Annotated in this window: 17 protein-coding genes; 13 read left to right on the top strand and 4 right to left on the bottom strand. The window is 60.1% G+C overall.

Annotation, left to right across the window (positions count from 1 at the left end; genetic code table 11):
- Nucleotides 1-171: 171 nt before the first annotated feature.
- The gene (locus HB376_RS39565; RefSeq protein WP_213769131.1) at nucleotides 172-1,182 is read right to left on the bottom strand and encodes a GlxA family transcriptional regulator; all 1,011 of its coding nucleotides are present in this window, start codon (nucleotides 1,180-1,182) and stop codon (nucleotides 172-174) included.
- Between the two features lie 441 nt (nucleotides 1,183-1,623).
- On the opposite strand from HB376_RS39565, the gene HB376_RS39560 reads away from it, so the two are divergent.
- The 10 genes from HB376_RS39560 (at nucleotide 1,624) to HB376_RS39515 (ending at nucleotide 14,176) form a co-directional block, all read left to right on the top strand.
- Nucleotides 1,624-2,910, top strand: a complete 1,287-nt coding sequence (locus tag HB376_RS39560) for a serine hydroxymethyltransferase (RefSeq protein WP_213769130.1) — start codon at nucleotides 1,624-1,626, stop codon at nucleotides 2,908-2,910.
- A 27-nt stretch (nucleotides 2,911-2,937) separates the two neighbouring features.
- Complete coding sequence (locus tag HB376_RS39555; protein WP_213769129.1) at nucleotides 2,938-3,909, top strand: dipeptidase; 972 nt, start codon at nucleotides 2,938-2,940, stop codon at nucleotides 3,907-3,909.
- A gap of 32 nt (nucleotides 3,910-3,941) precedes the next feature.
- Nucleotides 3,942-4,478 (top strand): DUF5943 domain-containing protein, encoded by a 537-nt coding sequence (locus HB376_RS39550; protein ID WP_213769128.1) that lies wholly within the window; start codon nucleotides 3,942-3,944, stop codon nucleotides 4,476-4,478.
- Between the two features lie 38 nt (nucleotides 4,479-4,516).
- Nucleotides 4,517-6,580 (top strand): NADH:flavin oxidoreductase, encoded by a 2,064-nt coding sequence (locus HB376_RS39545; protein ID WP_213769127.1) that lies wholly within the window; start codon nucleotides 4,517-4,519, stop codon nucleotides 6,578-6,580.
- Between the two features lie 2 nt (nucleotides 6,581-6,582).
- Nucleotides 6,583-8,502, top strand: a complete 1,920-nt coding sequence (locus HB376_RS39540) for a (Fe-S)-binding protein (RefSeq protein WP_213769126.1) — start codon at nucleotides 6,583-6,585, stop codon at nucleotides 8,500-8,502.
- 3 nt (nucleotides 8,503-8,505) lie between these two features.
- Entirely contained in the window at nucleotides 8,506-9,693 is a 1,188-nt protein-coding gene (locus HB376_RS39535) for an electron transfer flavoprotein subunit alpha/FixB family protein (RefSeq protein WP_213769125.1), read from the top strand.
- Nucleotides 9,694-9,733: 40 nt separating this feature from the next.
- The gene (locus HB376_RS39530; protein ID WP_346730670.1) at nucleotides 9,734-10,540 is read left to right on the top strand and encodes an electron transfer flavoprotein subunit beta/FixA family protein; all 807 of its coding nucleotides are present in this window, start codon (nucleotides 9,734-9,736) and stop codon (nucleotides 10,538-10,540) included.
- 63 nt (nucleotides 10,541-10,603) lie between these two features.
- Entirely contained in the window at nucleotides 10,604-11,902 is a 1,299-nt protein-coding gene (locus HB376_RS39525) for an aromatic ring-hydroxylating dioxygenase subunit alpha (protein ID WP_213769123.1), read from the top strand.
- 59 nt (nucleotides 11,903-11,961) lie between these two features.
- On the top strand, nucleotides 11,962-13,173 hold the full coding sequence (locus tag HB376_RS39520) for a hybrid-cluster NAD(P)-dependent oxidoreductase (protein ID WP_213769122.1): 1,212 nt from the start codon (nucleotides 11,962-11,964) through the stop codon (nucleotides 13,171-13,173).
- 142 nt (nucleotides 13,174-13,315) lie between these two features.
- A complete protein-coding gene (locus tag HB376_RS39515) occupies nucleotides 13,316-14,176 on the top strand; it encodes a glycine betaine ABC transporter substrate-binding protein (RefSeq protein ID WP_213769121.1) in 861 nt (286 codons plus the stop codon).
- Between the two features lie 82 nt (nucleotides 14,177-14,258).
- Here the strand turns inward: HB376_RS39515 and purU are convergent, their stop codons facing one another.
- Entirely contained in the window at nucleotides 14,259-15,155 is an 897-nt protein-coding gene (gene purU / locus HB376_RS39510; protein ID WP_213769120.1) for a formyltetrahydrofolate deformylase, read from the bottom strand.
- Nucleotides 15,156-15,284: 129 nt separating this feature from the next.
- Complete coding sequence (locus HB376_RS39505; protein ID WP_213769119.1) at nucleotides 15,285-16,205, bottom strand: LysR family transcriptional regulator; 921 nt, start codon at nucleotides 16,203-16,205, stop codon at nucleotides 15,285-15,287.
- 155 nt (nucleotides 16,206-16,360) lie between these two features.
- Here HB376_RS39505 and betC point away from each other — a divergent pair, with 155 nt between their 5' ends.
- From betC to HB376_RS39490, 3 genes are all read left to right on the top strand, one after another.
- Nucleotides 16,361-17,899, top strand: coding sequence for a choline-sulfatase (gene betC, locus HB376_RS39500; RefSeq protein ID WP_213769118.1), 1,539 nt, complete (start codon nucleotides 16,361-16,363; stop codon nucleotides 17,897-17,899).
- Between the two features lie 58 nt (nucleotides 17,900-17,957).
- Complete coding sequence (locus HB376_RS39495; RefSeq protein WP_213769117.1) at nucleotides 17,958-18,908, top strand: choline ABC transporter substrate-binding protein; 951 nt, start codon at nucleotides 17,958-17,960, stop codon at nucleotides 18,906-18,908.
- Between the two features lie 263 nt (nucleotides 18,909-19,171).
- Nucleotides 19,172-20,320, top strand: coding sequence for a porin (locus HB376_RS39490; protein WP_213769116.1), 1,149 nt, complete (start codon nucleotides 19,172-19,174; stop codon nucleotides 20,318-20,320).
- A 15-nt stretch (nucleotides 20,321-20,335) separates the two neighbouring features.
- Here the strand turns inward: HB376_RS39490 and HB376_RS39485 are convergent, their stop codons facing one another.
- Nucleotides 20,336-21,319, bottom strand: a complete 984-nt coding sequence (locus tag HB376_RS39485; protein ID WP_213769115.1) for a GlxA family transcriptional regulator — start codon at nucleotides 21,317-21,319, stop codon at nucleotides 20,336-20,338.
- Nucleotides 21,320-21,572: the final 253 nt, after the last annotated feature.

Below are 21,572 nucleotides of genomic sequence, written 5' to 3'. Positions count from 1 at the left end.
TGACCGCCACGGCCGAAAGCACCACCCCGGCATTAACCCCGCCCACTAACCCCGCCCACTAACCCCGCCCACTAACCCCCCCCCCCAACCCCGCCCACTAACCCCGCCCACTAACCCCAGAACCTAGCCCCTCGACCCCCAACGCCCCCCCGACCGAGTGCGAACGAAAACCTAAGCGGCGCTTTGGGCGATGACCATCGGAGCAACAACAGCGAGCGGCGGCAACTGGCGCCGCCGTTCCCGCGTAGGCGCTGTGCCGAATGAATCTCGATAGCTCTTGCTGAAGTGGCACGCCGACTGAAAGCCGCAAGCCATCGTGATGTGCATGATCGACATATCGGTCTGCAACAGCAATTCACGCGCACGGCGCAACCGCAGCGTCAGGTAATAGTGCGTCGGCGTCATGCCAAGGTGCTCGCGAAACAGCCGCTGCAATTGCCGCTGCGACATCCCTGCCAGCCGCGCGAGTTCTTCCCGCGACAACGGCTCCTCTATGTTGTTCTCCATCAGCGAAATCACTTCGAACAGCGACTTGTTCGCCGAGCCCAGCCGCGCGACCAGCGGCATGCGCTGCTGCGCGCTGGTATCGCGAACGTGCTCCACAATGAACTGTTCCGCAATCTGCGTGACCTTCGCCGACCCCACACGCGTGGCGATCAAGTTCAACATCATGTCGAGCGGCGCGACGCCGCCGGTGCAGGTCACGCGATCCCGGTCGATCACGAATAACTCTTTGAGAAAGCGTGTTTCGGGGAATTCCTCTTTCAGCGCCGACATGTTTTCCCAATGAATCGCGCATGCATAGCCGGCGAGCAGACCGGCTCGCGCGAGGGCATAGGTGCCGGTGCAGAGACTGCCGAGCACGCTGCCCAGCCGCGCAAAACGGCGCAGCGCCGACAGATGCGCGGGCGTGGTCTCGCGCTGGACGTCAATGCCGCCGACCACGAACACAATGTCAGGTAGCCCGACGCACTCGACCGGTCCGGTATCCACAGAGAGGCCATTGCTTGCCGCCACGGGACCGCCGTCCGGACTCACGATCGACCACGTGTACAGCTTCTGCCCGGTCAGATAGTTCGCCATGCGCAGCACTTCGATGGCGTTGGTGAACGCGATCATCGTGAAATTGGGCAGCGGCATGAACGCGAAATGCGCGAGCGACGCGGTTCTGTCGGGGGACATGGAGGAGGGAATCCTTCGAATCTAGGGTGTGGCTGTGTCGTGGGGGCACGACTATGGACATTTTGTAGATGTTTGCAACTAGCATGCCATCAGGCTAAACCCTATCGGCATTGAAGCTTACGAAGACGTAAGTGATTTGCTACGCACCGCGACGGGGATCAGTGCAGCGATTCGCACCGCTTGAGAGCGCGAACGGTTCGCCGCAGTGCAGCATCGAATTGATGTCCAGAACGGCCCACGGGCGACTTGTGTAAAACGGACGCGCATGTCGGAAAAGGCCAAGAACACGTCTAAATTCATAAATTGGCGTGTTGGGTGAAAGTCAAGAATAGACGCATCGGAAAGCGGGTCTCAGCGTGGTTTCAAGTGCCTTTGCATACCGGCCCGCCAAGCAAACCGCCTTTCAAAAAACGACTTGTCCCCGAACCCACGGATGTTTCAATGTCAAATTCCTCTCGCCCCGCCGCCCCGTTCTTCGAAGAACCGCTTGCCACTCGCGACGCGCCCGTGCGCAGCGCCATCCTGAAAGAGCTGGAACGCCAGCAGTCGCAGATCGAATTGATCGCGTCGGAGAACATTGTCTCGCGCGCTGTTCTTGAAGCGCAGGGTTCGGTGCTGACGAACAAATACGCGGAAGGTTATCCGGGCAAGCGTTATTACGGCGGTTGCGAATTCGTCGATGAAATCGAAACCCTTGCGATCGATCGCGTCAAGCAACTCTTTAGTGCTCAGTTCGCCAACGTTCAGCCGCATTCCGGCGCGCAAGCGAATGGCGCCGTGATGCTCGCGTTGACCAAACCTGGTGACACCGTGCTCGGCATGTCGCTCGATGCAGGCGGTCACCTGACGCACGGCGCGAAGCCGGCGATGTCCGGCAAGTGGTTCAACGCGATCCAGTACGGCGTGAACCGCGAGACCATGCTGATCGATTACGAGCAGATCGAAGAGCTCGCTTTGCAGCACAAGCCGACGTTGTTGATCGCCGGCTTCTCGGCTTATCCGCGCGAACTGGACTTTGCGCGGCTGCGTGCCATTGCGGATAAGGCGGGTTCCAGGCTGATGGTCGATATGGCGCACATTGCCGGCGTGATCGCCGCAGGGCGGCATCAAAACCCGGTCGAGCATGCGCATGTGGTGACGTCCACCACGCACAAGACGCTGCGCGGCCCGCGCGGCGGTTTTGTACTGACCAATGACGAAGACATTGCGAAGAAGATCAATTCAGCAGTGTTCCCGGGCCTCCAGGGCGGTCCGCTGATGCACGTAATAGCTGGGAAGGCCGTGGCCTTCGGCGAGGCGCTGCAGCCCGGTTTCAAGACTTACATCGATAACGTGCTGGCGAACGCAAAGGCGCTGGGCGAAGTGCTGAAGGCCGGCGGCGTCGATCTCGTGACCGGCGGTACGGATAACCACTTGTTGCTCGTCGATCTGCGTCCGAAGGGCCTGAAGGGCAACCAGGTCGAGCACGCGCTGGAACGCGCCGGGATCACTTGCAACAAGAACGGCATTCCGTTCGATCCGGAAAAGCCCACGGTCACCTCAGGGGTGCGCCTCGGCACGCCGGCCGGCACCACGCGTGGTTTTGGCGTGGCAGAGTTCCGTGACATCGGCCGCTTGATCGTGGAAGTATTTGACGCTTTGCGCGATCACCCGGACGGTCACGCTGAGACCGAACACCGCGTGCGCCGCGAAATCTTCGCGCTGTGCGAACGCTTTCCCATTTATTGATTACGCCCTCCTTTTCCGGAGCAAGAGATGAGCACACTTCACGACAGCAGCATCATCATCGACGGCCTGAATATTTCGAAGTTCGAGCCGTCGGTATTCGAGGACATGAGAAAAGGCGGCGTGACCGCGGTGAACTGCACCGTGTCGGTCTGGGAGAGCTTCCAGAAAACCGTCGACAACATTGCTGAAATGCGTCAGATGATGCGCGAGCACAGCGACATCCTCACGCTTGTGCGCACCACGGACGACATTCGCCGCGCGAAGCAAGAGAACAAGACGGGCATCATTTTTGGTTTTCAGAACGCGCATGCGTTCGAGGACAACCTGGGCTACATCGAAACGTTCAAGCAGCTTGGCGTGAACGTGGTGCAGCTTTGCTACAACACGCAGAACCTCGTGGGCACCGGTTGTTATGAACGCGATGGCGGTCTCTCGGGCTTCGGCCGCGAAGTGATTCAGGAAATGAATCGCGTGGGCATCATGGTCGACCTGTCGCACGTGGGCGGCACGACGTCTTCTGAAGCTATCGCCTTTTCGAAGAAGCCGGTGTGTTATTCGCATTGCTGCCCGTCGGGCCTGAAAGAACATCCGCGCAACAAGTCCGATGAACAACTTAAGGAAATTGTCGACGCGGGCGGTTTCGTCGGCGTGACGATGTTCGCGCCGTTCCTGAAGCGCGGCCCGGATGCGACGGTGGAAGACTACCTCGAAGCGATCGAGTATGTGGTCGACCTGATCGGCGAAGACAACGTGGGCATTGGCACAGACTTCACGCAAGGCTACAGCACGGAATTCTTCGACTGGATCACGCACGACAAGGGTCGTTATCGTCAGTTGACGAATTTCGGCAAGGTCGTGAATCCAGAAGGAATCCGAACGATTGGAGAATTCCCGAACCTGACCGCCGCGATGGAACGCGCCGGCTGGAGCGAGTCGCGCATCAAGAAAATCATGGGCGAAAACTGGGTACGCGTGTTCGACAGCGTCTGGAACGTCTGACCCGGCTCACCCAATACAAAGGAACCCACACGATGCAACCGCAACTGCCTATTGACGTCGATCCGGAAACCGGCGTCTGGACGACCGACTCGCTGCCCATGCTCTATGTGCCGCGCCATTTCTTCACGAACAATCACCTGGCGGTTGAAGAAGCGCTGGGCCGCGACGTGTATGCGAAAAGCCTTTATACAGCGGGCCACAAGTCGGCGTATCACTGGTGCGATAAAGAAGCCACGCAGCACGGCATCAGCGGCATGGCGGTGTTTGAACATTATCTGAAGCGCCTGTCGCAACGCGGCTGGGGTTTGTTCTCGATCGTAAAAAGTGATCCGGCTGCATCAACGGCGACCGTGCATCTGCATAACTCGTCGTTCGTGCTGGCGCAGCCGGGCAAGGAAGGCAAGCTTTGCTACATGTTCGCAGGCTGGTTCTCAGGTGCGATGGACTGGGTCAACGACACCGCGCCGGAAGGCACGAAGAAAGGTCCGAAGTCGTTTTCGGTCGAGACCCAATGCGCGGCTGAAGGCCATTCGCATTGCGTATTCGAAGTGACGCCGCTGGCAGCGTGAACGCCTAGCACGTAGATATAAATCCGAGGTCGACCGCGATGCGTTACCCCAACCTTTTCAAGCCTCTCACGCTGAACAAGCTGACCTTGCGCAACCGCATTGTCAGCACCGCGCACGCTGAGGTCTACGCGGAACCGGGCGGTTTGCCCGGTGATCGGTATATCCGTTATTACGAGGAAAAGGCCAAGGGCGGCGTAGGATTGGCCGTATGCGGCGGCTCGAGCCCGGTGTCTATCGATAGTCCGCAAGGATGGTGGAAGTCGGTGAACCTTGCGACCGACAAGATTATTGATCCGCTCTCGCGTCTGGCCGAAGCCATGCACAAGCACGGCGCGAAGATCATGATCCAGGCGACTCACATGGGCCGTCGCACGGCTTATCACGGCGAGCACTGGCCGCATCTGATGTCGCCGTCCGGCGTGCGTGAACCGGTGCATCGCGGCAACGCGAAGATCATTGAAGTGGAGGAGATCAAGCGCATCATTTCCGACTTCGCGGCGGCCGCCAAGCGTGTGAAAGATGCGGGCATGGATGGCGTCGAAATCTCGGCGGCGCACCAGCATTTGATCGACCAGTTCTGGAGTCCGCGCACGAATTTTCGTACCGATGAATGGGGCGGTTCGCTCGAAAACCGTCTTCGTTTTGGTAACGAAGTGCTCAAGGCCGTGCGTGAAGCGGTAGGTCCGGATTTCTGCGTCGGCCTGCGCATGTGCGGCGACGAATTCCACGAAGACGGCCTCGATCACACGCAGTTGAAAGAGATCGCGCAGTCGATGTCAGAGTCCGGTCTGATCGACTACATCGGCGTGATTGGTTCTGGTGCTGACACGCACAACACGCTCGCGAACTGCATGCCACCTATGGCGCTGCCGCCCGAGCCGTTCGTGCATCTCGCGGCGGGCATCAAGTCGGTGGTGAAGCTGCCCGTGATGCATGCGCAAAGTATTCGCGACGCGGGGCAAGCGGAGCGCTTGCTTGAAAGCGGCATGATCGATCTGGTCGGCATGACGCGGGCTCAGATCGCCGATCCGCACATGGTCATCAAGATCCGCGATGGCCGCGAAGACGAGATCAAGCAGTGCGTGGGCGCGAATTATTGTATCGACCGGCAGTACAACGGTCTTGATGTGCTGTGCGTGCAGAACGCGGCCACATCACGCGAAGAGACCATGCCGCACGTGATCGAAAAATCGCGTGGACCGAAGCGCAAGGTCGTGGTCGTTGGTGCGGGTCCTGCGGGACTCGAAGCCGCGCGCGTGGCGAAATCGCGAGGGCATGACGTCGTATTGTTCGAGAAGAACGACTACGTGGGCGGCCAGATCATGCTGGCGGCCAAGGCGCCGCAGCGCGAACAGATGGCGGGCATCGTGCGCTGGTTCGACATGGAAACGAAGCGCCTTGGTGTGGATCGCCGTCTGGGCGTTGCCGCCGACGAGAAGATGATCATGGCGGAAAAGCCGGACATCGTCGTGCTGGCGACAGGCGGTTCGTCGTTCACGCAGCAAGTGCCGGCGTGGGGCGTCGAGCAAGGTCTTGCGGTGAGTTCGTGGGATATCCTTTCCGGCAAGGTCGAGCCGGGCAAGAACGTGCTGGTCTATGACGGCGTCAGCATGCAAGCAGGCGCGGGAGTAGCGGACTTCATCGCGAGCCGCGGTGGCAACGTCGAGATCGTGACGCCGGACGTAAAGGTCTCCGACGATGTGGGCGGGACGACCTTCCCGATTTTCTATCGGCGTCTGTATGCGCAAGGCGTTATCGCCACGCCGAACTACTGGCTCGACAAAGTGTATGAGGAAGACGGCAAGAAGATCGCCGTGATCCGTAACGAGTACACAGAAGAGCAGGAGGAACGCGCGGTCGATCAGGTGGTGATCGAGAACGGCATTGTGCCGAACGACGAGCTCTACTGGAAGCTCAAGCCGGAGTCGTTGAATCGCGGGCAGATTGATGTGCACAAGCTGTTCGCGTCCGAGCCGCAACCTTCCTTGAGTGAAGACCTGGGTAACGGCCGCTTCCTGCTGTTCCGCGTGGGCGACTGCATCTCCATGCACAACATTCACGGCGCGATCTACGACGCGCTGCGCCTCGTCAAGGACTTCTGATAATGAGCCCGGTGTTTGTCATTACCGCGTTGTTGTGGTTGTCGGTGGCGGGTCTGGCATTTGCACTGTTCAAGCGTGCGGCGTATTGGCGTGAGGGCCGCGCGACGGCAGCGGGTGCATACGGCTGGGGCAATTTGCTGTCGATCCCGAAGCGCTATTTCGTCGATCTGCATCATGTGGTCGCGCGAGATCCGTATATTGCGAAGACGCACGTGGCAACAGCCGGCGGCGCAATCGCAGCCATGGCGCTCGTATTCCTCAACTACGGGCTGGCCATCTATTCGCCATGGCTCGACAAGCTGATCTTCCTGGCAGCGCTCGTGATGCTGGTCGGTGCGGTGTTCGTGTGGCGTCGCCGGCATGGAGCGAAGGCAGTGCCGGCGCGTTTGTCGCGTGGGCCGTGGGACAGCCTGCCGCTGCTGCTCGGTTCATTCGCGCTTGGGCTTGTGCTGTTTATCGTGTTGCCCGCTGCAGCAATGTCCGGCGCATTGGCAATCATCGTCGCGTTATTGATTGCCGCGGGTGCCTACACGATGACCTTCGGCGCGGCTCGCGGCGGTCCGATGAAACACGCGCTCGCAGGTTTGCTGCATCTCGCGTTTCATCCCCGGCAAGAGCGTTTCACTGGGCGTAGCCACGAGCATGACGTCGTGCCGCCGACCGCGCTCAAGATGCCCGTGCTCGATGCAAAGGAATATGGCGTTGGCAAGCCGGTGGAGTTTCGCTGGAATCAATTGTTGAGCTTCGACGCCTGCGTGCAATGCGGCAAGTGCGAAGCCGCATGTCCGGCGTTCGCAGCGGGTCAGCCGCTGAACCCGAAGAAGCTGATCCAGGATCTGGTGACCGGCATGGTCGGCGGTACGGACGCCGCGTATGCAGGCAGCCCGACGCCCGGCATTCCGCTCGGCAAGCATTCAGGCGCACCGTCGAAGCCGCTGATTTCCACGATGATCGAGGCGGATACGATCTGGTCCTGCACCACGTGCCGTGCGTGCGTTCAAGAGTGCCCGATGCTGATCGAGCACGTGGACGCCATTGTCGACATGCGTCGCAACCAGACGCTGGTCGAGGGCATTGTGCCGGGCAAGGGTCCGGAAACGCTGGCGAACTTGCGCGAGACGGGCAGCGCGAACGGCTTTGATATCGGCGCGCGTTACGACTGGGCCGTGGATCTGCAAGTGCAGGTCGCGCAACCGGGACGACCGGTCGATGTGCTGCTCATCGCAGGCGAAGGTGCGTTCGACATGCGCTATCAGCGCTCCCTGCGCGCGCTGGTCAAGGTGCTGAACAAGGCGGGCGTCGACTACGCGGTGCTGGGCGGCGTGGAAACGGATACCGGCGATACGGCGCGTCGTCTGGGCGATGAAGCCACGTTCCAGCAACTGGCGACGCAACTCATCGCGACCCTTTCGACGTATTCGTTCAGGAAGATCGTTACTGCCGATCCGCACGTGATGCATAGCTTGCGCAACGAGTATCGCGCGCTGGGCGGCTTGTATGAGGTGCAGCATCACACGTCATTGATCGCGGAGCTGGTCGCTAGTGGCAAGCTCACGCCGGCCGCTGAAAGCGCGCTCGCTGTGGGCAAGACCGTCACGTATCACGACCCGTGTTATCTCGGCCGATACAACGGCGAGACGGAAGCGCCGCGCAAGCTGCTGAAGTCGATTGGCATCAAGGTCGTCGAGATGGAACGCAATGGCATGCGCGGCCGATGCTGCGGCGGTGGTGGCGGCGCGCCGCTCACGGACATCCCCGGCAAGCAGCGTATTCCCGACATCCGTATCAACGATGCCCGCTCGATCAACGCGGAGATCGTTGCGGTCGGTTGTCCGAACTGCACGGCGATGCTGGAAGGTGTGGTAGGTAGTCGGCCGGAAGTGCTGGACGTGGCTGAGCTCGTTGCAGCGGCGCTGGAGTAAGCAATGGATACCATCAAACGAATTGATCCGCGCCGGCCATTTTCAATCACGGCAGAAGGGCTAAAACGTATTACGCTGGGTTTTGTCGGCGTGGCGGGGGACGTTCAAGCGGGCGCCGTCGTCGGGCATCGTGAACAGACTAAGCCGCGTCGTACGACGGCCACAGCGCAACGCTCATTGCTCGTGGCCGCGCACAGCGACCGTGGTTCGCTTGACGACCACGCGCGCCAGACGCTTGCGGCAGCCGCGTTACTTGCGGACTCGACAACGCAAGTCGTCTTGCTTGTCCTGGGCGAATTGAAGGACGACGCGGCTGCGTTGGGCGCGGACAAGGTGATCGAGATGGCGGCATTTGATCGTCGCGCATTCGCACCCGATGCCGCACTGAATGCGCTCGCCGCATGTGTCGCGGCATATTCACCCGCGCATGTTTTCCTCCCCGACAATGCCACCGGTGACGGCGCTCTTGGTCGCCGATACGCGGCGCAAGCGAAGGCATCGGTGGCGACACACGTGGTCGAAATCGACGCCGTGCACGTGGCGGTTTACACCCAGGCGCGCAAGGCGTTTGCCGTGCGTTCTCTCCCCGACGTGATCCTGCTCGCCCCGAATGCGGTTGATGCAAGGTTGCCGTTCATCGGCGCAGGCGAGCGGGTTGCGTCAGAGCAGTTCCTCGTTGAAGACCACCAGAAAACAAGTCCCTACAAAGACCTGGGCATTGAAGAAATAGATGCCGCGCAAGTGGCGCTGGAAGAGGCGGATTTCATCGTGTCGGCGGGTAATGGCGTGACCGATGTTCCGGCATTCGAGCGCCTTGCCAGTACGGTAGGCGCTGCAATCGGCGCAAGCCGGGTAGCAGTCGACGATGGCAAGTTCCCTCGCGACAAACAGATCGGCGCAACCGGCAAGACGGTCGATGCGAGCATCTACATTGCGTTCGGTATCTCCGGCGCGGTGCAGCACTTGCAGGGCATCAAGGATTGCCGTCATGTGATTGCGGTGAATCTGGACGCGAGCGCGCCAATCGCAAAACGCGCGAACCTGACGATTATCGGCGACGCGCAAGAAACGATCACGGCGTTGACCGATGCCGCTGCGGCCGCACGTAACGCGCGTGCCAACCCGGGCTCACTCACACCGTCCGGCGGTCAAGCCTCGGCTACCGCCAAGCTGGAAGGAGCGCTCGCATGAATCTCATCGGGCACGTGCGGGGAGCATTCAATTGACTAGCGTGAGTAATGCATCGACCACGAAGCGCGTAAGCAAAATTGCTGTGCTCGTATCAGTGGGTCGTCATCCGGTGAGCGGGACGGCGCGCTATAGCCGCAACGACGCCGCCGCGCTGACGCTGGCAAAGCGGCTCGCCATCCAACACCAGGCCACGCTCGACGTGTTGCACGCCGGCGATCCAACCAATCCCGCATTGCGCGAATATCTCGCGTTGGGCGCGGCAAAGGTGGAAGTGCTGGCCGTAGCAGAAGGCGATGAAATCGCGACTGCGCTGAGCGCACGCTTGAAGGGTTACGACCTCGTGCTGACCGGCACGCGCGCCGAAGGCACGGAAGACAGCGGCATGCTGCCGTATCAACTTGCCGATGCATTGGGCTTTGCGCTGCTTGGATCGGCGGTGGATATCGATATTGAAACCGACGTTGAAGCGGCTCAAGTCACCGTCCGGCAATTCCTGCCGAAAGGGTTGCGCCGGCGCGTGCAGGCAAGCTTGCCCGCCCTGGTCGCGGTGCATCCAATGGCCAACGCCACGCCGCGATACGCGTACGCAAAACTGCGCGAAGGGACGATCGAACCGGTACCGGTGAGTGCCGCCAACGCATCGGCACGCATCCCCTGGACGATCAAGCCCGCGACGGCAAAACCCGTGCGGCTGGCGGCGGCCGAAAAGCGTTCGGGCCACGCGCGCATGCTCTCGGCCACGACCACGGAAAGCCGGGGCGGCAGCGTCGTAATTGAGGGGACTTCCGTCGAAAAAGCACAAGTGATCCTGGCGTATTTGCGCGAGCATCAACTCGTCGACTATTGATTCGCGACACGAAAATTCCCGCACGTTCAAGGTCGGGCGGCGCACCAAAACACGGAGTACACGATGAAAGTTTCCGCAGACGTTCGCGCAATGATCGAACGCCGCAAGAAGGGTCACACGCTGGAAGCGCCGTTCTACGCGAGCGAGGAAGTCCACGCGCTCGACATGGAGGCGATCTTCCGGCGGCACTGGATCCAGGTCGCGGTCGAACCGGACGTGCCGGAAGCGGGCGACTACATGACGGTGGAACTCGGCAACGATTCCATCCTGATCGTGCGTGACGACGACATGCAAATCCGCGCGTTTCATAACGTTTGCCGGCATCGCGGTGCGCGCCTGTGCAGCTCGGAGAAGGGCTCGCTTGGCAATATCGTGTGCCCGTATCACAGCTGGACCTACAACCTGAACGGCGACCTCATGTTCGCCGAGCACATGGGCGAGCAGTTCGACAAGTGCAAGCACAGCCTCAAGAAGGTCCACCTTGAAAACCTCGCAGGGTTGATCTTTGTCTGCCTCGCTGAAACGCCGCCGGCGGATTTCGCCGTATTGCGCGCGTCGATGGAACCGTATCTGCTGCCGCATGGTCTGGCCGACTGCAAGATAGCCGCCGCTATCGACATTATCGAAAAGGGTAACTGGAAGCTCACGATGGAGAACAACCGCGAGTGTTATCACTGCGTTGCGAACCATCCGGAACTGACCATCTCGCTCTACGAATATGGCTTCGGTTACCAGCGTTCCGCCGACAATGAAGAAGCGATGGCCGCCTTCGACAAGACCGTTGAAGAACGCACAAAGCAATGGGAGGCGATGAACTTGCCGTCGAAGGAAATCGACCGGCTCGCTGATCTTGTGAGCGGTTTTCGCACGCAACGTTTGCCGCTCGATCGCAGCGGCGAGTCCCAGACCATGGACGCCAAGGTGGCGTCGAAGAAATTGCTCGGCGGTTTCCAGCAGGCCGATCTCGGTGGCCTCTCGTTCTGGACGCAGCCGAATTCGTGGCATCACTTCATGAGCGATCATATTGTGAGTTTCTCGGTGATCCCGCTGTCGGCCGGCGAGACGCTTGTGCGCACCAAATGGCTCGTGCACAAGGACGCGAAGGAAGGCATTGACTACAACGTCGACAACCTGACGGCCGTCTGGCGCGCGACCAACGATCAGGACCGCGCGCTGGTGGAATTCTCGCAACTCGGGGTGACGAGCAGCGCGTATGAACCGGGTCCCTATTCGCCGTTCACGGAAGGCCTCGTGGAGAAATTCTGCGAGTGGTATATCGGCCGGCTCGACGACTACGCGAACACGCCGGATGAAGCGAGCGTGAGCCCGCACGGCGAGAAAGTCGTGTCGTTCAAGCGCTGACTTATCGAATACTCAAGCGAACAAACAACGTCGCACTCAAAGCTACAGCGGAGAAACAGATGATGCGCGATCAGGCGACGTTCGAGCCTGCCCCGAACCGGGTGACGCAGCCCGAGTTCTGGGGCACGCTTCCCGCCCGTTGGGATAGCGACACCGACGAGACGCTCGTCTGCTGCCACGTTCGTCAGGAAACGCACGACGTAAGGAGTTTTTTCTTTCGTGCGCCGGTCGAACGGACCTTCGTTTTCGAGCCGGGCCAGTTCATCACGCTGGAGCTGGAGATAGACGGCGAATCGATTAATCGCTGCTATACGATCTCCTCGCCGCCTACGCGTCCGCATACCATCTCCATCACGGTGAAGCGCGTGCCGGGCGGCAAGGTGTCGAACTGGCTGCACGACAATCTTCAGCCGGGCGGCAAGGTTCGGGTGCTGGGGCCCGCCGGCGAATTCACCTGCGCGCGGCATCCGGCGCGCAAGTTCCTGTTCTTATCGGCGGGATCGGGTGTCACGCCGTTGATGTCCATGAGCCGCGCGCATCACGAACTCGGCGAGGATCGCGACATCGTGTTCGTGCACAGCGCCCGCACCCCCGACGACATCATCTTCGCCCGCGAGCTCGATCTGATTGCATCGAACCAGGCGAATTTCCGCACGGCGTTTGTATGCGAACGAGTCGGTGCACGTACAAGCTGGCACGGCGTGACGGGTTTCCTCACGTTGCCCTTGCTCAAGCTGATCGCGCCGGATTTCACGGAGCGGGAAATCTTTACCTGCGGTCCGGCGCCGTACATGAAAGCGGTGCGTGATCTGCTTGCAGAAGGCGGTTTCGACGCGACGCATTATCACGAGGAAAGTTTCTCCTTCGAGACGATCGCGGAAGTCGCCGCGCAGCTGACGACGGCGCACGTGGCCGACGCGTTGCAGTCCACCGGGGCATTCAGCGAGATGCGGGAGGCAGCGGTTGGCTTTGACCTGTCGCCCATACCTGCACCCGTGCCTGTAGAGACCACGTTCAAGGTCAGTTTTGCCAAGAGCAATCGCGAGATCGAATGCGGCAGCGCGCAGCATGTGCTGGATGCCGCCAAGAAATCGGGCGTGCGTTTGCCGGCATCGTGTACGCAAGGCATGTGCGGCACCTGCAAGGTCAAGCTGCTCTCCGGCGAAGTCGAGATGAAACATAACGGCGGCATTCGCCAGCGCGAGATCGATCAGGGCATGGTTCTGTTGTGTTGCAGCAAGCCGCTGACGGATCTTGTCGTCGATAAGTAGGGTATTCATCAGGCCCGGCGACGCAGCCGGATAAAACGAGGTCGCATCCGGACAACTGGGTGTCGAAAAACAACCAGTCGGCGCATTTCTGGCCGGTGATTCTAAAGCCTCAATGGTGTGGAACGTAAAGGGGAGTACGACAATGAGACTGATCAAGAAACTGCTTGTTTTAAGCACTTTAAGTGCCGCGCTGGCTGCAACCAGCGCGGGTGTAATTGCCGCCGATGCGAAACCGACCATCAAGATCGGTTACGTGGAAGGCTGGGATGACAGCGTGGCGACGACGAACGTGGCGGCGCAGATCATCGAGAAGAAGCTGGGTTATCCCGTGCAACTCGTGCCGGTTTCCGCCGGCGTGATGTGGCAAGGTGTGGCGCGCGGCGACCTCGATATGACGTTGTGCGCCTGGTTGCCGGTCACGCACGGCGCCTACTGGGAGAACTTCAAGTCGAAGGTCGTCGATCTCGGCACCAACTTTCCTGACGCGAAGATCGGCCTGATCGTGCCGGAAGATGCGGACGTGACGAGCCTGACGGATCTTGAAGCGAAGAAGGCGGAGTTCGGCGGGCGAATTGTCGGTATCGACGCCGGGGCCGGCGTGATGCAGAAAGCGGGCGAGGCGATCAAGGCCTACAACCTCGACTACACGTTGATGCCGAGCTCGGGCAGTGCCATGACGGCGGAACTGGCGCGTTCGGAAAACGCGAAGAAGCCGATCATTGTGACAGGCTGGAAACCGCATTGGATGTTCGCGAAGTACAAGCTGAAATTCCTGGAAGATCCGAAGAAGGTGTTTGGTGAATCGGAGCACGTCGACAACATCATCAATCCGGAACTCGAAAAGAAGGCGCCTACCGTGGTCGCTTTCCTGAAGAAGTTCCAATGGAAACCGGGTGAGATCGACAGTGTGATGCTGGCAACCACGAACGGCGCAAAGCCGGCCGCCGCTGCCGATGCATGGATCAGCGCTCACGGCGATCGCGTGTCGAGCTGGACTAATTAGACATCCAGAGCTTTAGCTTCAAAGAAACAACGCCGCTTTTCAGCGGCGTTGTTTCGTTTCAGAGACTTCTTTCAAAGGCTAATCACAGCACCACGGTCCGATCGCCATTGATAAACACGCGCCGTTCAATGAACGCCTTCACCGCACGCGCAAGCGTGATGCATTCCACATCGCGCCCCGTCGCCAGCAGACGCTCCGGTTTGTACGAGTGGTCCACGCGCTCAACCACTTGCTCGATGATCGGTCCTTCGTCGAGGTCATCGGTCACGAAATGCGCCGTTGCGCCGATCAGTTTCACGCCACGCGTATGTGCCTGGTGATAAGGCTTCGCCCCTTTGAAACCGGGCAGGAAAGAATGATGGATATTGATCGCGCGCGCGGCCAGTTTCCGGCTCGTTTCACCCGACAGGATCTGCATATAGCGCGCGAGAATCATCAACTCCGCGCCGGACGACTCGAATAAATCGAGCAGGCGCGCTTCCTGTTGCGGCTTGGTATCGGCGGTGACAGGGAGGTGATGGAAGGGCAAGCCATGCTGCACGGCAAGCGGTTCCAGATCACGATGGTTCGACCCGATCCCGACAATGTCCATCTTCAGCTCGCCCATGCGCCAGCGGAACAACAGGTCCGCGAGACAGTGCTCGAGCTTCGACACCATGATGAGCACCTTCGGCCGCGCGGCTACGTTGTGAATCGCCCACGTCATGGAGAAACGCTCGGCAATGGGCGTGAATTCCTGCTGCAACGCGGCGATCTGCAGCGTTTCATCGTGATCCACGCCGTGGAAGACGCAGCGTACGAAGAAGTGCTGGCTGAGGTCGTCGTCAAAGACGGTGAATTCATCGACGTAACACTGGTGCCGGTCGAGAAAACCGACCACGGCGGCGACTTGTCCCGCAGCGCTGGGACAGGCCACCGTCAGCACGAGTTGATGGGAAAGGGGGGCTATGACGCTACTAGTGACATTACTGCCGGCCATGCGGTTCTCCACTATGCGAATGGCAGCGCCGCGAACGCAGCGCGCATACGTTGCAGTAGAACAAATTGCATGGGGCGGCGGCTAGAAGCTAAACGCCGTGACGCTGGTATCGGAGCGTCAGGCGGGTCTTCAGGCAGTCACGCCGCACTCAGCCAGCAGCCAGTCGCGAAACGCGCATACGGTCGTGGTTTGAGCGCGCGGCGCATTCAGGATATAGCCGCTCTCCGTCGTGACCGGTGTGTCGAATAACTCGATCAGTTGACCGCTCGCGACGAGTTCGTCGACCAGCGGCGCCCAACCGAGCGCCACGCCCTGGCCCATGATCGCCGCGTGCGCGACGAAGCCATAACTATTGAACGTGATGCCACGATGCGCAGGCGGCGCTGCCAGCCCGTGCGCCGCGAACCAGCCATGCCACGACAGCCAGCGCTCCGGGTTTGTGGGTTCGAGATGAAGCAAGGGAAGACTAACAAGATCCGAGGGATGGCCGGGCTTGCCATGACGCGCGAAGAACGCGGGGCTGCATACCGGCGTGACCTGCTCGGGAAACAATTTGACCGTACCGCGTCCGGCCCAGTCGGTTGCCGTCTGACCAAAACCGATCACGATATCCGCATGGTCGTGATCGGCGGCAATGACGTCTTGCGCAGTGGTGATCCTGACATCGACATCGGGCATCAGCGCCTTGAATTGCGACAGGCGCGGCATCAGCCAATACGTTGCGAAGCCGAAGTCGGTGAGGAGATTGAGCGAGCGCTGCGCAGGCGATGCATGGCGCGACCGAATGTCGTTGGTAGCAACGCGGATGGTGTCAAGGCTCTGGCGCACGGCTTCGAACAGGCGTACGCCGTCCGCGGTAAGCGTCACGCCCCGGTGCCCGCGCTCGAACAGCGCCGCGCCGAGGTTCTCCTCGAGTTGCACCACACGCTGGCTGACCGCCGGCTGCGTGGAGCCCAGTTCACGGGCTGCGGCGGTGAAGCTGGCGAGACGCGCGGCGGACTCGAACATCGACAGCGCCTGCATCGGCGGCAAACGATCCTGTCTCGACATAAGTCCCCCTTATGAGCTCATAACGTTTTGCTCTCTTCACAGCCGCGCAACGAACGGCAATAGTGATGCGCGACACGGACCGTTCGCCGTGCGGTACCGGCCATGCTGCGCCCTTTGCCGCGTCACCTTCCTGATTCTATTCGAGCCTCGCCCCGATGCTTAAACGCAAACCAAATATCCTTATTCTGATGGCTGATCAAATGACGCCGTTCGCGTTGTCCGCGTACGGCCATCACGTAACGAAGACACCGAACATGGACGCGCTTGCGGCCCGGGGCGTGGTCTTCGATTCGGCATATTGCGCGAGTCCGCTCTGCGCGCCGTCGCGTTTTTCGTTCTTGTCGGGCAAGCTGCCCTCGGCGATAGGCGCCTACGATAACGCCGCCGAATTTCCCTCGCAAACATTAACGTTCGCCCATTACCTGCGCGCGGAGGGGTACCGCACGATTCTCTCGGGGAAGATGCATTTTTGCGGCCCGGACCAATTGCACGGTTTCGAGGAGCGCCTGACGACCGATATCTATCCTGCGGATTTCGGCTGGACGCCGAACTGGGACGACTTCGAAACGCGCCCGAGCTGGTATCACAACATGAGTTCCGTGATCGATGCCGGGCCGTGCGTCCGCACGAATCAACTCGACTTTGACGATGAAGTGACTTACACCACGCGCCAGAAGTTATTCGACATCGCGCGTGAGCGGCAAGCCGGGAAAGATGAGCGGCCGTTTTGCGTGGTGGCGTCGCTTACTCACCCGCACGATCCGTACGCGATTCCGCAGAAATACTGGGACATGTACCGCGACGAAGACATTCAAATGCCTGCGTACCGAGACACGCTGGATGCCGCCGACCCGCATTCGAAGCGCCTGCGTTATGTGTGCGAGACCGACAAGACGCCGCCGACCGACCAGCAGATCCGCAACGCTCGCCATGCGTACTACGGCGCGATTTCTTACGTCGATGGACAGTTCGGCGCGATCCTTGAAGCACTCGATCAGGCGGGAATGGCCGACGACACTATCGTGATCGTGACGTCCGATCATGGCGAGATGCTGGGCGAACGTGGCCTTTGGTACAAGATGACCTTCTTCGAAGGTGGCTGCCGTGTGCCCCTGATCGTGCACGCGCCGGGACAATTCGAGGCGGCGCATGTGAGCGCTTCCGTCTCGCATCTCGACTTGCTGCCGACGCTGGTGGAACTTAGCCGTGGGGCGCCGCGGCCGGCATGGCCCGATACGATCGATGGCCGGAGTCTCGTGCCACATCTGCGTGGCGAGCCGCAGGCACACGATGAAGCCATTGGCGAGTACCTGGCCGAAGGTGCGATTGCGCCGATCGTGATGCTGCGCCGCGGCGACTTCAAGTTCATCCATACGCCCTCTGATCCTGACCAGCTCTTCAACGTCACTGCGGATCCACTCGAACGCATCAACCTTGCCACGCTGCCCGAACACGCGGCGGCGATCTCCTCGTTCCGCGAGGAAATCGCCGCGCGCTGGGATCTCGAAGCACTGCGCGAAGAGGTCGTGCGAAGCCAGCAGCGCCGGCAGTTTCACTTCGAAGCGACCACGCAAGGCCGGATCGAATCATGGGACTGGCAGCCGTCGGTAGATGCCAGCCAACGTTATATGCGCAATCACATTGACCTCGACACGCTCGAAGCCATGGCGCGTTTCCCCGCCGTCAAACGCTAAAGCCCAAGCTGCCGAACCACAACCAAAACCAAAACCACACTACTCACAGGAAGCCAACATGAAAAAGCCCTTCAAGCACGCGCTATTCTGCATTGCGGCACTCTGCGCATCCATCGGCACGGTAGTCGCCGCCGAGCCTCAAAGTTGCCTGCAGGTGAAGATGGCCGACCCGGGTTGGACTGATATCGACGCCACGAACGCCATGGCCGGTGTCGTGCTGAAAGCGCTCGGTTATAAGCAGAGCGTCTCGAATCTTTCAGTGCCGATTACGTATCAGGGCTTGAAGAAAGGTCAGGTCGACGCCTTCCTGGGTAACTGGATGCCCGCACAAGGACCACTGGTCAAGCAGTTCGTCGATGAAAAGTCGATCGACGTGGTGCACCCGAACCTGACCAACGCGAAGTTCACGCTGGCCGTGCCGGACTACGTGGCCGCTGCCGGCGTGCATACGTTCGCCGACTTGCAGAAAAACGCGGACAAGTTCGACGGCAAGATCTACGGCATTGAACCGGGCGCGCCGGCGAATCAGAACATCAAGAAGATGATCGATGAGAAGGCCTTCGGACTGAACGGCTGGAAGCTGGTGGAGTCGAGTGAAACCGGCATGCTGACGCAAGTGGAACGCTCCGTGCGCGACAAGAAGTGGATCGTGTTCCTTGCCTGGGAGCCGCATTTGATGAACACGAAGTTCCATCTCACCTACCTCGATGGCGGCGATAAATACTTCGGCCCGAACTTCGGCGGCGCGACGGTCAATACGGTCGCGCGGGCCGGTTACGTGGGTGAATGCCCGAACGTGGGACGGCTTTTCAAGCAGATGACATTCAATGTTGACCTGGAGAACGGCATCATCACCGACGTCCTTCAAAACAAAACCAATGTGGATACCGCTGCCGCAGCTGCGCTCAAGCGCAACCCGGATCTCGTGAAGGGTTGGCTTGACGGCGTTACCACGGTTACGGGCGGAAATGGCTGGCAGGCAGTGCAAACAGCGCTTGGTTCCAAATAACAACGGTGGGTCGCAACTGGACAGGTTTGCGTCGCAAAAGGTCGAGCCCCAATAAATATGGCCTCTTACTTTTGCAAGGCTGGTGCATGCGCGTAAAGCTCAATGCATGCACCAGCATCCCATGCGTCAGATCACTGTAGTTCGCCAGTCTCTGCAATAAAAATTCGAGCGGGCAGCGTTGCGCGATGTCAACCCATCGCCGGAGCAGCGCGGCTCTTGCTTCGTCCAACGAAACATGCAACGGGTATCAGGGAGAATCAACGATGAAGAAGCGAAATGCCGCAAAGCTGGCGGCTCTGGCGCTGAGCGCAGGCGCCGTCTCCGCACCTGCTGTGGTTCACGCGCAAAGCAGCGTGACGCTGTACGGTATCCTCGACGCCGGCATTACCTACGTCAACAACACGGGTGGCTCGCACGTCATCAAATTCGACGACGGCGTCTCGTACGGCAACCGGATCGGTTTCAAGGGCACGGAGGATCTGGGCGGCGGAATGAAGGCGATCTTCGCACTCGAGTCCGGCTTTCACCTCGGCAGCGGCCAATATGCTTTTGGTGGCGCGGAGTTTGGCAGGCAGGCGTATGTGGGCTTGCAGAACCAGTGGGGCACGATCTCGGCGGGTAACCAGCTCGACCTGACGAACGAGTTCATGGAGGGTTACAACATCTCCTCGTTTGGCAGCGGCTACGCGATCCACCAGGGTGACTTAGACCGCATGAACGGCGACCGCTTGCCGAACTCGATCAAATACATGTCGCCCGATATCAGCGGCCTGACTTTTGGCGGCTTGTATTCGTTCGGCGACGTTGCGGGTGACTTCCACGAGAAGAGCGCATACAGCTTGGGCGCGCACTACGCGCACGGTGACTTCACGATCGGTACGGCGTACACGCGCCTGAACAATCCGAACGGGATTTACGCATTCGACCCGTATGCGATGATCGGCACGAAGACGTTCCTCGGCCAGACCGTTGCAACCGTGAACCCGACGACAGGCGCCGTGACCGACTTGTTCAGCAGTACCGCGTTCAACGTCGACAGCCAGGCTACCTTCGGAATTGGCTCATCGTATGCGCTCGGCAATTTGATGCTGCTGGGCAACTACACTTACACCACGATCAAGGGTTATGGACAATCGTCGCACATGCACGTGGGCGAAGGTGGCGCGTCGTATAACTTCACGCCTTCGTTGATCCTGTACGGCGGTTATCAGTTCACCGCGTTTGAAGGTCATAAGTGGAACATGGGCTCGCTCGGGCTGCATTACCTCTTGTCCAAGCGTACCGATGTCTATGTGTCGGGCGACTACCTCAAGGCATCGAGTGGTGTGAACGCGGTGATCGGCTATAGCTTTACGCCGTCGACATCGAGCACGCAAAGCGATGTTCGCATTGGTATCCGGCACTCGTTCTAAGTGCTTCAGTTGGTTTCAGCTGGTCGCGACGGTTTCCCCAACGGGTGCCGTCGCGCGTGGCGAACTGCGGTCCTGGCGCGGGCTTGACCCGAAACGTGTGCGGTAGGTGCGTGAAAAGTGCGAGGGTGATTCGAAGCCGCATGCCACGCAGACCGTGGTGATGGACATGTCGGTTTGTTGTAGTAATTCGCGGGCGCGTGCAAGGCGCAGTCCGAGATAGAAGTGAGTAGGTGTGTCTTTCATCGCCGAGCAGAACAGGCGTTCCAGCTGACGTCGCGTCACGCCGATTTCCTCTGCCAGTGCATCTGGCGACAGCGGTTCCTCCATGTGTTGTTCCATTACGCCGATCACCTGGATCAGTTTGCGATTGTGGATGCCGTAGCGCGCTGCGATCTGCATGCGCTGGTGGTCCGAGCGTTGGCGGATGCGGCCGAGCACGAATTGTTCGGAGACCTGGGCGGCGAGTTCGGCACCGTGGCGGCGTCCGATCAGGTCGAGCATGAGGTCGATGGAGGCTGTGCCGCCGGCGCACGTGATGCGTCGCGCATCGATTTCGAATAGCTCCTGGCTGACAGCCAGCGACGGATAGCGCTCCTGGAACGCCGATGCCGCTTCCCAGTGGAGCGTTACGCGTTCGTGTTGGAGGAGGCCTGCTTCGGCCAGCACGAAGCTTCCTGTATCGATACCGCCTAGCGTTGCGCCTTTGCGATCCATCCGTCGGAGCCAGTCGCCCATTTCGCGTGTGTATTGGCTTAGCGGGTTGAAGCCTGCGACGACGATGACGTTGGTGGCGGAGTCGACGCTGGTCAGGGCGCTTTCGGCGTTGAGCGAGATGCCGTTGCTGGCGCAGACGGGGCCGCCGTCGAGGCTTAGGATGTGCCAGCGGTAGAGGGCGCCCTGGAAGCGGTTGGCGACGCGTAGCGGCTCGATCGCCGACATGAAGCCGATGGACGAAAACTCGGGCAATAGCAGGAAGTGGAAGTCTTCGATGGCGGGCATTTACACGGTAGGGATGTTTTTGCAATCGGACTAGCAAGCTAACAAGCGGAAATTGCGGGCGCAATGGGGCCAAATCCTAGGTTTTTCGTTCGCACTTGAGTGTGGGGTTTGGGCGGGTGGTTAAGGTTTAGGGGTTAGTGGTCGGGGTCCATGCCGGGTTGGTCGGTTCTGGGGTTAGCGGTCGGGGGTCTATGCCGGGTTGGTGCTTTCAGCGTTAGCGGTCTGCAAGAGTTGGATTTTCTCTTTATCACTG

It is taken from the genome of Caballeronia sp. dw_19 (genome assembly GCF_018449515.1).
Lineage (GTDB): Bacteria > Pseudomonadota > Gammaproteobacteria > Burkholderiales > Burkholderiaceae > Caballeronia.
This window is presented reverse-complemented; position numbering and strand designations above follow the sequence as displayed.

What these genes read in the sequence shown, in the direction of transcription:
- HB376_RS39485 (WP_213769115.1), bottom strand. Translation starts at nt 21,319, where the DNA reads ATGCCCGCCATCGAAGACTTCCACTTCCTGCTATTGCCCGAGTTTTCG.
- HB376_RS39560 (WP_213769130.1), top strand. Translation starts at nt 1,624, where the DNA reads ATGTCAAATTCCTCTCGCCCCGCCGCCCCGTTCTTCGAAGAACCGCTT.
- HB376_RS39545 (WP_213769127.1), top strand. Translation starts at nt 4,517, where the DNA reads ATGCGTTACCCCAACCTTTTCAAGCCTCTCACGCTGAACAAGCTGACC.
- purU (WP_213769120.1), bottom strand. Translation starts at nt 15,155, where the DNA reads ATGGCCGGCAGTAATGTCACTAGTAGCGTCATAGCCCCCCTTTCCCAT.
- HB376_RS39555 (WP_213769129.1), top strand. Translation starts at nt 2,938, where the DNA reads ATGAGCACACTTCACGACAGCAGCATCATCATCGACGGCCTGAATATT.
- HB376_RS39520 (WP_213769122.1), top strand. Translation starts at nt 11,962, where the DNA reads ATGATGCGCGATCAGGCGACGTTCGAGCCTGCCCCGAACCGGGTGACG.
- HB376_RS39565 (WP_213769131.1), bottom strand. Translation starts at nt 1,182, where the DNA reads ATGTCCCCCGACAGAACCGCGTCGCTCGCGCATTTCGCGTTCATGCCG.
- HB376_RS39550 (WP_213769128.1), top strand. Translation starts at nt 3,942, where the DNA reads ATGCAACCGCAACTGCCTATTGACGTCGATCCGGAAACCGGCGTCTGG.
- HB376_RS39525 (WP_213769123.1), top strand. Translation starts at nt 10,604, where the DNA reads ATGAAAGTTTCCGCAGACGTTCGCGCAATGATCGAACGCCGCAAGAAG.
- HB376_RS39490 (WP_213769116.1), top strand. Translation starts at nt 19,172, where the DNA reads ATGAAGAAGCGAAATGCCGCAAAGCTGGCGGCTCTGGCGCTGAGCGCA.
- HB376_RS39515 (WP_213769121.1), top strand. Translation starts at nt 13,316, where the DNA reads ATGAGACTGATCAAGAAACTGCTTGTTTTAAGCACTTTAAGTGCCGCG.
- HB376_RS39495 (WP_213769117.1), top strand. Translation starts at nt 17,958, where the DNA reads ATGAAAAAGCCCTTCAAGCACGCGCTATTCTGCATTGCGGCACTCTGC.
- betC (WP_213769118.1), top strand. Translation starts at nt 16,361, where the DNA reads ATGCTTAAACGCAAACCAAATATCCTTATTCTGATGGCTGATCAAATG.
- HB376_RS39540 (WP_213769126.1), top strand. Translation starts at nt 6,583, where the DNA reads ATGAGCCCGGTGTTTGTCATTACCGCGTTGTTGTGGTTGTCGGTGGCG.
- HB376_RS39535 (WP_213769125.1), top strand. Translation starts at nt 8,506, where the DNA reads ATGGATACCATCAAACGAATTGATCCGCGCCGGCCATTTTCAATCACG.
- HB376_RS39505 (WP_213769119.1), bottom strand. Translation starts at nt 16,205, where the DNA reads ATGTCGAGACAGGATCGTTTGCCGCCGATGCAGGCGCTGTCGATGTTC.